Source organism: Bacillus sp. TH17 (genome assembly GCF_016651125.1).
Classification (GTDB): domain Bacteria; phylum Bacillota; class Bacilli; order Bacillales; family Bacillaceae_G; genus Bacillus_A; species Bacillus_A mycoides.
Map to the genome: position 1 here is coordinate 3187243 of NZ_JAEKEN010000001.1, position 14292 is coordinate 3201534.

At 36.7% G+C, this 14292-nt stretch carries 11 protein-coding genes; all 11 read right to left on the reverse strand.

Annotation, left to right across the window (positions count from 1 at the left end):
• Positions 1-8: 8 nt before the first annotated feature.
• Positions 9-2681 carry a DNA mismatch repair protein MutS gene (mutS, locus tag JFT95_RS16150; RefSeq protein WP_012261532.1) on the reverse strand — a complete coding sequence of 891 codons (2673 nt, stop codon included), beginning with the start codon at positions 2679-2681 and terminating at the stop codon, positions 9-11.
• Positions 2682-2861: 180 nt separating this feature from the next.
• Entirely contained in the window at positions 2862-3404 is a 543-nt protein-coding gene (gene cotE / locus JFT95_RS16155) for an outer spore coat protein CotE (RefSeq protein ID WP_002014610.1), read from the reverse strand.
• Between the two features lie 127 nt (positions 3405-3531).
• Entirely contained in the window at positions 3532-3963 is a 432-nt protein-coding gene (locus JFT95_RS16160; protein ID WP_002033698.1) for a YlbF/YmcA family competence regulator, read from the reverse strand.
• A 3-nt stretch (positions 3964-3966) separates the two neighbouring features.
• Positions 3967-5496, reverse strand: coding sequence for a tRNA (N6-isopentenyl adenosine(37)-C2)-methylthiotransferase MiaB (miaB, locus tag JFT95_RS16165; protein ID WP_002014605.1), 1530 nt, complete (start codon positions 5494-5496; stop codon positions 3967-3969).
• Between the two features lie 432 nt (positions 5497-5928).
• A complete protein-coding gene (locus tag JFT95_RS16170) occupies positions 5929-6795 on the reverse strand; it encodes a 2-oxoacid:ferredoxin oxidoreductase subunit beta (RefSeq protein WP_002088040.1) in 867 nt (288 codons plus the stop codon).
• Positions 6782-8539, reverse strand: coding sequence for a 2-oxoacid:acceptor oxidoreductase subunit alpha (locus JFT95_RS16175; RefSeq protein WP_002014603.1), 1758 nt, complete (start codon positions 8537-8539; stop codon positions 6782-6784). Before JFT95_RS16175 ends, JFT95_RS16170 begins: the two co-directional genes overlap by 14 nt.
• Positions 8540-8766: 227 nt before the next feature.
• Complete coding sequence (locus JFT95_RS16180; RefSeq protein WP_201052804.1) at positions 8767-9690, reverse strand: dipeptidase; 924 nt, start codon at positions 9688-9690, stop codon at positions 8767-8769.
• 59 nt (positions 9691-9749) lie between these two features.
• Entirely contained in the window at positions 9750-10010 is a 261-nt protein-coding gene (spoVS, locus tag JFT95_RS16185) for a stage V sporulation protein SpoVS (protein WP_000404341.1), read from the reverse strand.
• Positions 10011-10159: 149 nt separating this feature from the next.
• Positions 10160-10954, reverse strand: a complete 795-nt coding sequence (locus JFT95_RS16190) for a TIGR00282 family metallophosphoesterase (protein ID WP_002014601.1) — start codon at positions 10952-10954, stop codon at positions 10160-10162.
• Between the two features lie 179 nt (positions 10955-11133).
• Positions 11134-12699 carry a ribonuclease Y gene (gene rny / locus JFT95_RS16195; RefSeq protein ID WP_002014600.1) on the reverse strand — a complete coding sequence of 522 codons (1566 nt, stop codon included), beginning with the start codon at positions 12697-12699 and terminating at the stop codon, positions 11134-11136.
• Positions 12700-13182: 483 nt separating this feature from the next.
• Positions 13183-14214, reverse strand: a complete 1032-nt coding sequence (gene recA, locus JFT95_RS16200) for a recombinase RecA (protein WP_002014599.1) — start codon at positions 14212-14214, stop codon at positions 13183-13185.
• Positions 14215-14292: the final 78 nt, after the last annotated feature.

Genomic DNA, 14292 nt, shown 5'->3' on the forward strand with positions numbered 1-14292 from the left:
CTACTTACTCATCCTTTCTTTAACTTTTTCTGTAAACGATACAGTTCATTCATCGCTTCTAAAGGCGTCATATCGAGTAAATCAATCTTTTTAATTTGTGCAAGTACTGCCGTTTCTTTTGCATCTAGAACTGACTTGTCTTGTTTTTTCGAAGACTGTTCTCCACCAAAGAATGATAATTGCGATTCTTCCTCAGTCTCTACTTTCGTCTCTTGTATTTCTGCTGGTTCTTCTTTTACAACAACTGGTTCTGGAGCGACTTCTGGCACTTTCACTTCTACTCGTTTCGGAATAACAATTTCTTCCTGTCCTTCTAGTTGTGCTAACACTTCTTTCGCGCGAGCGATTAAGCTCTCTGGAAGCTCGGCAAGTTGAGCAACGTGAATTCCGTAACTTTTATCAGCCGCTCCATCTTGAATTTTATGAAGGAAAACTACTTTTCCATTCTCTTCAATTGCTGAAACATGTACATTCTTTAGTTGGTCTAAACTTTCTTCTAACACTGTTAATTCATGATAATGTGTAGAGAATAATGTTTTCGCACCAATTTGGTCATGAATATGTTCAATGATTGCTTGCGCAAGTGCCATACCATCATACGTAGATGTACCGCGTCCAATTTCATCGAATAAAATTAAACTTCTCTCTGATGCATTTGCAATTGCATTTTTCGCTTCTAACATTTCAACCATAAATGTACTTTGACCTGAGATTAAATCATCCGCTGCACCAATTCTCGTAAAGATTTGATCGAAGACAGGTAATACTGCTTCTGTCGCTGGTACAAAACAACCAATTTGTGACATAACAGTAACAAGTGCTAATTGTCTCATATACGTACTTTTACCAGACATGTTCGGTCCTGTAATTAAAAAGACATCCATCTTCTCCGGCATAATACAATCATTCGGTACATACAATTTCCCGTTCAATACTTTTTCAACGACAGGATGACGACCATCTTTAATAAAGATTTCGCGCTTATTTGTTAAAACAGGTTTTACAAACTGCTCTTCTTCACTAACTGTCGCAAAGCTTTGCAGTACGTCTAGTTCACTAATTACTTTCGCTAAATGCTGTAATTTCGGAATGAATACTTTGACTTCTTCGCGAAGCGCTGTAAATAAATCGTATTCTAATTGTACAATTTTCTCTTCTGCTTCTAAGATTAATGTTTCTTTTTCTTTTAATTCATCTGTTATGAAACGTTCAGCATTAGCAAGCGTTTGTTTACGCTCATAGCGCCCTTCTGGAAGTGCTCCAAGATTCGCTTTCGTTACTTCAATGTAGTAACCGAAAATACGGTTGTACCCGATTTTTAACGATTTAACTCCTGTAATATCACGCTCTCGTTTTTCAAGCTCAGCGATCCACGTTTTCCCGTTTTTACTAACGTAACGATATTGATCAAGCTTGTCATTATAACCGTCTTTAATAATATCTCCATCTTTAATAGAAAGCGGTGGGTTTTCTTGAATACTTCTTCCCAGTAATTCAGTTAAGCTCTCACATGGATCTGCACCTTGAATTAACCTTGCTGCATAAGCATTATCTAACAGACTAATCGCTTCTAAAATAGCTGGTACTTGCAGTAAAGAACGTCTTAATTGTAATAAGTCCCGTGCATTTACATTACCAAATGCAACTTTCCCTGCTAAACGCTCTAAATCATATACTTCTTTTAACTTTTCTTTTAAATCTTCACGTAAGAAGTAATCATTTACAAATGTTTCAACCATTTCTAAACGCTCTTCTACTTTTTCTTTTTGGATTAGCGGACGTTCCATCCACTGTTTTAACATACGCCCACCCATAGCCGTTTTTGTTTTGTCTAATAGCCATAATAATGAGCCTGTCTTTTCCTTCGTGCGAAGAGTCTCTGTTAACTCTAAATTGCGTTTTGAATGCACATCAATTTTCATAAATTGATTCGTGTAATAAATTTCTACTGGTTGCAAGTGATCTAACGAACGTTTTTGTGTTCTTATCACATAGTTAAATAAGCGTCCAATTGCTTTAATTAATTTTGCTTGGGAAACACTTTTCACAAGATGTTCTAATCCTTCTGGAATAGTTGTTGTATCTTCATACGAAATCGTCATTTTTAATGTTTCAGTTAACTTATTTAATTCATCTTTTGAAAATGTAGAATCTACAACAATTTCTTTTGAACCAGTCGCATACACTTCTAATAAAATATCTTCTACTGAACCAGTTAATAACGTCACTGTATTTTGTCCAGTCGTTAAGTCATTACAAGCTAGCGCATAAGATCCATCTTCGAAATGTGTTAATGCTGCTAAGAAGTTATTCTCCTTCTCGTCTATTGTACGCCCTTCCATCATCGTTCCTGGCGTAATTAGTTGTACTACTTCACGACGTACTACACCTTTAGCTGTTTTTGGGTCTTCCACTTGCTCACAAACAGCTACTTTATATCCTTTTTCAACAAGTTGTTCAATATAATTTTTAGCTGCATGATGCGGTACACCACACATCGGTATACGTTCACTACTACCACCATCTCGGCTCGTTAATGTAATTTCAAGTTCATGAGCTGCTTTAACCGCATCTTCAAAGAACATTTCATAAAAATCACCTAATCGGAAAAATAAAAAGGCATCTTGATAGTCTGCCTTAACCTTTAAGTATTGCTGTATCATAGGCGTATATTGCGTCATGTCTTTCCTCCATAATTCTTACATAATAATCTATATTCATATATGTCACACTTCACGGACATCCATATCTCCTATTCCAGGAGTCTTTCCTCATTATAGCACATTTCATAAGGAATCATGTTCATGCAGAACCACTTATGTACTGTAAAAAGCTAGGAAGAACTTCTCCCTAGCTTTCTCTTACTCTTCTTCTGCATCGACGATAAAGTTCGGATCTAATTCTTCAAACTCATCATCATCGACTTGGAAATCTTCGTCTGATTCTACGCAACCTTCAGGATTTACACTTACACAAATTTTCGTTTCCCCAACTACTTCTGTTACAAATTCACGTTCTACCGTCACAACAATTTTATTACCATTTGGCGATACAAGAGCTTCTAAACAATTTGGCGGCTGAATTACACGAGCGATAATTTCTAAATCGTCACCAGAGAAGTTTTTATCACGATACCCAATACTTACTTCATCATTGTAGTTAACACGTTCTGTTACAACTTCAGTCTTTGTGTTTCCATCAAATGAATACCAAGTGTTTACATCATAGAAACCTTCAATTTCCACATGTTTTCCATTCTTTCTCGCTTCGTACGAATGGTTAATTACCCAGCACCCTAAAATACTTGTTGGCTCATTATTCGATTCACATGTATGCGTTGACTTTGTATACTTACGTCCTTTTCCAACCACTGCTTTTGTAATAATCTCTCTAAATTCGGACATTCGTAACCCTCCTCAATCACTATTCACTTAATCATATGCGTGACAATAGCGGAATGTGTCATTCTTTTTTTTGAGAAGAATTTCCGATATAACCCACTAAAAAAAGAGATGTCAATAAGACATCTCTTTAACAACCACAATTTCCTTTTTTACTTTCTACTGCTGCACCAGTTTCACCCTTCAACACATCGCCGCCAGTTGAAACTAATATTTCATCTGTTACATTGTTAGAAATGGTACTAGCAACTAGCTGTAGTAAGTCATTTACATACGTTTGTGAAGATTTAAACTCCTGTACAACTGGGATATTATCTAACTTATCTTGAAGTGCATCAATTTCAGCTTCTACTTTTTTCAAAGCTTCCCATTTCCCATAATGTTGCAAGTTTACTGCTTGTTTTTGCAAAGCTTTTATTTCATCAATTGCTCGCTTTACATTTTCATTTTTATGAATTTGTGCTTCTGCTCGCTTAAAGAAATCGACTTCTTCTGTTTCAGAGATCATTTTCGCTAATTCTTTCGCTTGCTCAACAATTTCATCTTTCGTATATACTTTCATCTATTATTTCACCTCAATCGGCTCCTTAACCAATTCCCCGTTAAGAGACCAAGTTTTTGCTTCCGTTATTTTTACTTTCACAAGCTGACCAATTAAAGATTTTGAAGCAACAAAGTTTACAAGTTTATTCGTACGTGTATATCCCGCAAGTACTTCAGGATTATTCTTACTTTCTCCCTCAACTAATACTTCTACAATTTGACCTATATAACGCTTATTCTTATTAACTGCATATTCATTCACTAGTGTATTTAAGCGTTGCAATCGCTCTTTCTTCACTTCCATCGGAACATTATCTTGCATTTTTGCAGCTGGTGTACCTTCACGCGGAGAATAAATAAATGTAAATGCCGTATCAAATCCTACTTCACGATATAACGACATCGTCTCTTCAAACTGCTCATCCGTTTCATTTGGGAAACCAACGATAATATCAGTCGTTAGCACTGCATTCGGAATGGTTTCTTTAATTTTTCGTACAAGCTCTAAATAGTGTTCTCGCGAATATTTACGCGCCATAATTTTAAGCATATCTGTACTACCAGATTGAACCGGTAAGTGGATATGTTCTACTAGGTTACCACCTTTTCCAAGAACATCAATTAAATGATCATCAAAATCACGTGGATGACTCGTTGTAAAACGAATACGCGCGATATCGATTTTACGAAGTTCATCCATTAAATCGCCAAGACCATATTGTATATCTTCAAAGTCTTTACCGTATGCGTTTACGTTTTGTCCAAGTAACGTAATTTCTCTATAACCGTTCGCAGCTAGATGGCGAATTTCTTTAATAATATCTTCTGGACGTCTGCTACGCTCTTTTCCGCGTGTATACGGTACAATACAATATGTACAAAACTTATCACAGCCATACATAATATTTACCCAAGCTTTAATATCACCACGACGTACTTTCGGAAGGTTTTCAATTACATCCCCTTCTTTTGACCAAACTTCAACTACCGTCTCTTTTGAGAACATTGCGTCCTTTAAGATATACGGTAATCTATGAATATTGTGTGTACCAAACACCATATCTACATGCTGATTTTTTTGCATAATTTTATTTACAACAGATTCCTCTTGAGACATACAACCACATACACCAATTATAAGATCCGGATTTCTTCGCTTTAATGATTTTAAATGACCAAGTTCACCGAACACTTTATTTTCAGCATTTTCACGAATTGCACAAGTATTTAATAAAATCACATCTGCCTCTTCAGTTGAAAAGGTTGGCTCATATCCAAGTGTTGTAAAAATCCCAGCCATTACTTCTGTATCATGCTCATTCATTTGACAGCCATATGTACGAATGTAAAACTTTCTTCCTGCGCCAAAATCGCGAAACTCTTTAGGTAGGCCAAAATCTCTTTCAATTTTAACTTCTTCTTTCCCACGCTTTTTCGCCAATTTCAAGGAAGGTGGTTGGTATACACTTTCAAAGTATTTACTATAATCTTTCTCTTCTTTTTTCGTAGAGGAATTTGCTTGTCGACTTGCTAATCGTTGTTGCTCGTTCATCGGTAATCTCCTTTCACCCTTAACTATACACACACTCTGTAGTCCATTTTAATGCGCTTAGACCCATCTCAATGATGTTAGATAGCATGAGAGATAACTTGCCCTTTGAAACTTGAGTAATCGATCTAATCATCCGTAAGAATGAAGTCTTCCCCACACAAATAGACATTCCCTTTTTTTATTTCATCTTGTCCTACCCAAAAGTATATTACTTTATCCCTATACACATTATCATAGTATAGAGCCTTTAGCCAACTTTAACGAAGAAGGCTTCTTATCCTATATTTCATTTCACAGTTATTGAACATGCTATTTTTATACAACGATTTATATATTATTTTATCATTCTGAATTTTCTAAGTAAACAAATCTATTAATTATTTTTATTCACTCAAAAAGAAGGTTACCAAGCGGCAACCTTCTCTCCGATTATTACATAAATTCAGCAACAAGCTCATCAAACATTTTCTGATCCATATTCAAATCAGCTTGCACTAAAGGTTTTTCACTATAGTCTTTTACAAGCTCTTGGTAAGAAGGCTGCTTTGTGTTTTGATAAATTAAACCTGTTACTAACCCGTTCTTTTCCATTAATGTTTGCATAGCCATCATGCGGTTAGATGGATCATATCCTTCTACTGTACTTAGTTTCGTTAAATTCTCTTTAAACCAATCATAAGTATTTACTTTATTATAAGTAACACATGGACTAAATACATTAATTAATGAAAAGCCTTTATGGTTAATACCAGCTTCAATAATTTGCGTTAATTCTTTTAAATCACTTGAAAAGCTTTGCGCCACAAATGTCGCACCAGCTGTTAAAGCCATTTCCATAACATTTAGTGATGGTTCAATTGAACCTTGTGGTGTACTTTTCGTTTTAAATCCAGCTTCACTACGTGGTGAAGTTTGCCCTTTTGTTAATCCGTAAATTTGGTTATCCATTACGATGTACGTAATATCAATGTTACGACGAATAGAATGGATTGTATGTCCCATACCAATCGCAAAACCATCACCGTCACCACCGGATGCAATAACTGTTAAATCACGATTTGCCATTTTCACACCTTGTGCAATTGGAAGAGCACGTCCGTGAATACTATGCAAACCATATGAATTAATATACCCTGAAATACGACCGGAACAGCCGATACCAGAAATAACAGCTAGCTCATCTGGATTTAAACCAACGTTAGCTGCCGCACGCTGAATCGCAGCCTGCACCGAGAAGTCTCCGCAACCTGGGCACCAGTTTGGTTTTACACTGTTACGAAAGTCCTTAAATGTTGCCATTTAATACAACCCCTTTTTTACATTCGTTGTAAATCTCTTTCGGCAAGAATGGATTTCCATCGTATTTTAAAAGACTAGAAATTTTCTCGCCATTGCCAAGATTCATTTTCATAATGTTAGCAAGCTGACCAGTTGCATTGTTTTCTACTACTACAACACGCTTCGCTTTTTTCACAAGTGGATCGATTTCAGCTGTTGGGAACGGATGAATTAAACGTACATGGGCATGGTTTACTTTCATTCCTTCTTGTTCTAAACGCTGCATTGCCTCTTCGATCGCACCACGAGTTGAGTTAAAGCCTACTAACAATACGTCTGCGTCATCATGCTTAGCATTTTTGTAAATAGGGGTATTAAACTGTAAATTCGCCATTTTACGGAAACGTTTGTCCATTTGATCTTTACGATTTAACGCTGATTCAGATGGTTTACCCGTTTCATCATGTTCTACACCTGTAACATGGTGAATACCATTTTTCATACCAGGTAAAACACGTGGTGAAATTCCATCTTCTGTTACTTCATAACGCTTGAAGTATGCTTTATTTTCACGTTCTGGTAATTCTACTTCTAAATCAAGCTTACCACGACGAATTTCCACTTTATCTAACTTAAGTGGTTCTACTGTTTGCTTTCCTAAAGAAAGCTGTAAATCTGTTAAGAAAATAACAGGCACTTGATATTCTTCTGCTAAGTTAAACGCTTCTACAATATCATAGAAAGCTTCTTCAACTGTACTTGGCGCCATTACGATTTTTGGAATTTCACCATGTGTTCCGTAAATCATAGCCATTAAGTCAGACTGCTCTTGTTTTGTTGGTAAGCCCGTACTTGGACCACCGCGTTGTGTATCAATTATAACTAGCGGTGTTTCAGTAATACCTGCTAAACCAATTGCTTCCATCATTAAAGAAAGACCAGGACCAGCAGATGCTGTTAATGTACGAACACCAGCGTAGTTTGCACCGATCGCCATTGTACAAGCTGCGATTTCATCCTCAGTTTGGATTACTGTTCCGCCGACTTTCGGTAACTTTTTAATTAAATATTCCATAATTTCAGATGCAGGTGTGATTGGATATGCAGACATAAAGCGAGCGCCACCAGTTACCGCACCAAATGCGATTGCGTCGTTTCCAATCATAAACATGCGTTTCTTACCGTCAGCTTTTTCAAGCTGCATCATGTTTACTTTCTCACCAAGCAATTCTTTCATGTATTGAGAGCCGCGTTTAATTGCTTCCATATTCTTTTGAACGACTTGCTCTCCTTTACGACCAAAGATTTCTTCAACAACCTCTAAATAAGCTGTTTCGTCTAATCCTAATACCGCACTAGATGCCCCAACAGCAACCATATTTTTCATTAAAGATGTGCCTAATTCTGAAGCAATATCTGTAAACGGTATCACATATAGATTTACATCTGTATTATCAGGTATTGTCGGATTAAATTTCGCATCCGCAACTACAATTCCGCCCGGACGTAGTTCGTGGAAGTTAAAATCAATTGTTTCTTGATCAAAAGCAATTAAAATATCTAAATCATCTGAGATCGCGCGTACTTCTGTTGTACTTACACGAATTTTATTATTTGTATGGCCGCCTTTAATACGTGATGAGAAGTGGCGGTAACCGTATAGGTAATATCCTAATCGGTTTAATGCAATACAGAAGATTTCCCCTGTACTTTCAATTCCTTCACCTTGTTGGCCTCCAACTTTCCATGAAAGTTGACTAATCATCTCCTACACCCCTTTTGGCTGCATTCATTGTAGTGTATTTTTTTACAGTATTAGTTTAGCATTTTTTATGCAAATAAACTACAATGGACGCAAATTATGCCTCTTCTGTTTTCCCTGAATCTTTAGTATAATGCTATTTCGTTTACCATTCTAGTATTAGGTCTTAAAAAAATCAATAAATTCAAGTGAATTTATTTTAATTCTTCTGAATTTTTAAAACATATTCTTTAGAACGTTATACAGTCAACAAAATTTTTATACAAAAATCGCTCTACAGTTGATTCATTATACTTTTTACACAGGTGATTAATTATATTTTCATAATCCCTATATACTTCTACACCTACAACAGTTTCTAAAATTCCATCAAAATCAGAACCGAATCCTATATTTTTTTCTCCACCTAATGAACAAATATATTCCACATGCCTTAATATATCTGCTATATTCGCTTGTCTTTCATTCGTTAAAAACTGCGGTACGAAAGTAATACCAATAATGCTATTTTTCTTTATAAGGGCTCTTATTTGTTCATCGGTTAAATTGCGTGGATGCCCACAAAGTTGATAACAGTTTGAATGAGATGCAATTGGGTTTTTAGCAATTTCAATAACATCCCAAAAGCTTCTTTCATTTAAGTGAGACACATCGGTCCATAAATGTAACGTATTAAGTTCTTGTACAACTTGTCTACCAAATGTAGTTAAACCTGCTCCACGTGCCTCTAGCGCTCCATCAGCTAACAGATTGGCATAGTTCCATGTCAATCCAAAGGAACGTACACCTAAGCGATAAAACAAACGTAATTTCATCTCTTCTTTTCCAATTGCTTCGCATCCTTCTAATGTTAATAATGCTCCAATCTCGTCCTGTTTTAGCATGTTAATATCGTTTTTTGTCTGAATAAACTTCATTCCTGGTAGCGATAGAATTTCATTATGAAAAATATCTATCATTTGCAGCGCAACTTCAAAACGCTTTTCATACGCTACTGTTTCTGGTATATATATAGCAAAGCATTGTATACTTCCTTTTCTTTTCATTAATTGTTCAAATGTAATATGTAATTGTGAATCGTTTTGAAAGTCTTTTTTTCCCTTTGCACTCCATAACTGAAAGAGTACATCGCAATGTGCATCAAAAATTTTCATTTTCATTCCTCCATTACAAAAACAACCTGTTTGCATACATGCAAACAGGTTGTTTCAACTTAACGAGGTTCTACAATTAATTTTATCGCTGTACGCTCTTCACCATCAATCATAATATCTGTAAACGCTGGGATACAAATCAAGTCCAAACCGCTAGGCGCTACAAATCCTCTTGCAATTGCTACTGCCTTTACCGCTTGGTTCAATGCACCTGCACCAATAGCTTGAATTTCTGCTGTTCCGCGTTCGCGAATAACACCTGCAAGTGCACCAGCTACAGAATTAGGGACCGACGTTGCTTTAACTTTTAATATTTCCATTCCGCGTTTCCTCCTCGTTTCTATAAAAAGTAATAGCAATTATTTCACTTTAACTTATATTCACGAGGAATGGCACGTATTCCTGCTAAATTTCTGTAATTTTTCTAAAAAATTAAAATATAACGAATCCTCTAACTTTTCGTTAAAAATCAGTCAAAAAATGGCTGGTCATCATTAATTAAAATGCGCTCAATTTTCTTTGCTTTCCCTGTATTAGGATCCACATCAATTAACACTGCACTTAATTGTGTTCTACCATTCGTCACTTCAAAACGCACTGGTAAGTTCGTTAAAAACTTCTTCAATACCGCTTCGCGATCCATACCTAAAATCCCATCATATGGGCCTGTCATACCAACATCTGTAATATAAGCTGTTCCGCTTGGTAAAATACGATTATCAGCTGTAGGAACGTGTGTATGTGTACCTACTACCGCTGTAGCACGACCGTCTACATACCAACCTAACGCCTGCTTCTCACTTGTTGTTTCAGCATGAAAATCAACAAAGATAATGTTTGTACGTTTTTTTGCAATACTGATTAACTCATCCACTTTACGGAATGGACAATCAATTGGAGGAAGGAAAGTACGTCCTTGTAAGTTAATAACTGCAACTTCTGTTCCATTACAATTTACAAAGATAAGCCCTTTTCCCGGCGTTCCTTCTGGGAAGTTAGCTGGTCTTGCAAGATATTTTGCATCATCGATAAATTCAAATACTTCACGGTTATCCCAAGCGTGGTTTCCAAGCGTAACCGCTTGTGCCCCGCACTCTAAAAAGTTTCGATATATTTTTTCCGTAATTCCACGTCCACCCGCAGCATTTTCTCCATTAATAATTGTTACTGTCGGTGTATATTTCTTCTTTAATGCCGGTACGTACTGTTGAATCATGTCTCTACCAGGAGATCCTACTACATCCCCAACAAATAATATTCTCATATGTCTTACCCTTTCTATGTACTACATTTTTTATTACCATACTATAACCTTAAAGCTATTTCCTTACAACAGTTACAATTTATCTATTATAAGTTTCTTTCACTTGCATACTGCTCATAAATAATTTTCTTTATTTTACCCAATTCCAACACAAAAAAATAAAGTGGTGTTTCACCACTTTATTTTGCGTATTCCACTGCACGTGTTTCACGAATAACAGTTACTTTAATATGTCCTGGATAATCCAGTTCATTTTCAATACGTTTTCGAATATCACGAGCTAAACGATGAGCTTCTAAATCATCAATTGTATCTGGTTTTACCAGAATACGAACTTCACGTCCTGCTTGAATTGCGAAAGATTTTTCTACGCCTTCATAAGACTCTGAAATTTCTTCTAACTTTTCAAGACGACGAATGTAATTCTCAAGCGTTTCACTACGAGCTCCCGGTCTTGCAGCTGATAATGCATCTGCTGCAGCAACTAGAACTGCAATGATAGAAGTTGGTTCTGTGTCACCATGGTGAGATGCGATACTGTTTATTACAACAGGATGCTCTTTATATTTCGTTGCGAGTTCAACACCAATTTCAACGTGGCTACCTTCTACTTCATGATCGATTGCTTTTCCGATATCATGTAATAGACCAGCACGTCTTGCTAGTTTTTCATCCTCACCAAGCTCCGCTGCCATAAGTCCAGTTAAGTATGCAACTTCCATAGAGTGTTTTAAGACGTTTTGTCCGTAACTTGTACGGTATTTTAAACGACCTAAAATTTTAATTAAATCTGGATGTAAGCCATGAACACCCACTTCAAACGTTGTTTGCTCTCCGACTTCACGAATATACTCGTCCACTTCACGTCTTGATTTTTCGACCATCTCTTCAATACGCGCTGGGTGAATACGTCCGTCCTGTACTAGTTTATCAAGAGCGATACGAGCTGTTTCACGACGAATCGGGTCAAATCCAGATAGAATTACAGCTTCTGGTGTATCATCGATAATAAGGTCAATACCTGTTAACGTTTCTAACGTACGAATGTTACGACCTTCACGTCCGATAATACGTCCCTTCATTTCGTCATTTGGAAGATTTACAACCGAAACGGTTGTTTCAGCAACATGATCAGCTGCACATCTTTGCATTGCAAGAGATAAAATCTCTTTTGCCTTCTTATCCGCTTCTTCTTTCGCGCGAACTTCACTTTCTTTTACCATAACGGCAATTTCATGAGAAACTTCACTTTCCACTTTACCAAGAATAATTGCTTTCGCTTGTTCGCGGGTCAGATTGGAAATGCGCTCTAATTCTGTTTGTTGCTTTTGAACTAACTCTCCCACTTTGCTTTCCAACTCTTCAATCTGTTGTTGTTTCGCTACAAGAGATTCCTCTTTCTTTTCTAACTGTCGCTCGCGGTTATCGAGCGTTTCGTCTTTACGATCAAGGTTCTCTTCTTTTTGCATTAAACGATTTTCTTGTTTTTGTAATTCGCTTCTACGGTCACGAATTTCTAATTCAGCTTCTGTACGAAGTGTATGAATTTCATCCTTTGCTTCTAAAAGCGCTTCTTTCTTAAGTGCTTCAGCATCACGATTCGCTTCGTCTAGAATACGTTTTGCTTCATTAGCTGCACCATTAATCTTCGCTTCAGCAATAGACTTTCGAACAAAAAAGCCAACAACTGCACCGACTGTTGCAAGCAAAATGGAGATGAGTATCCAAACTGTACTACTACTCATGATTTCACCTCCCCTTGCTATGAATGAAAAAAGACTGTCGGCATGTACATTGAATTACAACGTACAGCAAAGACCGTCGTCCCGCTTTTTTAAGGGACTTTCTTCATTTCACAATTAAAATGTCATATTATTATTTCGGCAAGATTTAAGTCTTACTCCGAATATTACTTCTCTTCTTGAGAAGAGTATATCGTATATAAGAAAAAATATACATTCTCATTGTATCTATCGCAATTTTCATTGTCAAGCGTTGTCTACTTTTACTTTCTTTACCTTAAGCCCTGAATCTTATATGGATTTAAAAAACAGACAGCATATTATCCTGGAAAACCTTAGAAAATCCCAATTCATTCGCTTAAAATATATGAATATTCCCCTTTACACATAGCCTTTTGGATAGAATAAATATTTTATCTCCAGCTATATATAACGCTTTCATAGTGGATTTAAAAATAAAAGACACGGGACCGTGTCTTTTATTTTTTAATCTTGACGAGTTGAATCTTCCGTGTCTTCAACACCAGAGTTTTCACCAATTCCGTGATGTTCACGAACAAAGAAGGCAATTTCTTCTCTTAAATCCGTATTCTCTTTTAAGAATTGCTTCGAATTTTCACGACCTTGTCCTAAGCGTTCTTCATTATAAGAGTACCAAGCACCGCTCTTTTGAACGATATCAAGTTCAGAAGCCATATCTAAGATTTCACCTTCTCTTGAAATACCTTCTCCGTACATAATATCAACTTCAGCAACACGGAATGGCGGTGCTACTTTATTTTTAACTACTTTTACTTTCGTTTTATTACCAACAATATCGTTACCTTGCTTTAACTGCTCAGCACGACGTACTTCAAGACGGACAGTTGAATAGAATTTCAACGCACGACCACCTGGAGTTGTTTCTGGGTTCCCGAACATAACCCCAACTTTTTCACGAATTTGGTTGATAAAGATTGCGATTGTTTTTGATTTGTTGATTGCACCTGAAAGTTTACGAAGTGCTTGTGACATTAAACGTGCTTGTAAACCAACGTGAGAGTCACCCATGTCCCCTTCGATCTCAGCTTTCGGTACAAGAGCTGCCACAGAGTCAATTACGATAATATCAACCGCTCCACTTCGTACAAGTGCTTCTGCGATTTCTAGTCCTTGCTCCCCTGTATCAGGCTGTGATAATAGTAATTCATCTATGTTAACACCTAATTTTTGTGCATATACAGGATCCATTGCATGCTCCGCATCAATGAACGCTGCTTGTCCACCTTGACGCTGTACTTCCGCGATTGCGTGTAATGAAACTGTTGTTTTACCTGAACTTTCAGGTCCATAAATTTCAATAACACGGCCACGTGGGTATCCGCCTACCCCTAGTGCCACATCAAGTGCTAAAGAACCACTTGAAATTGTAGAAATTCTACGCTCCGCTTGTTCTCCTAATTTCATAATTGAACCTTTACCGAATTGCTTCTCTATTTGTTTTAACGCCATATCTAATGCCGCTTGACGATCGCTCATTCAAAATTCCTCCTTAACTAAATTGCTAATCTTATTATACCTATTTTCAATTCAATTTGCCAACAAAAATCGAACATT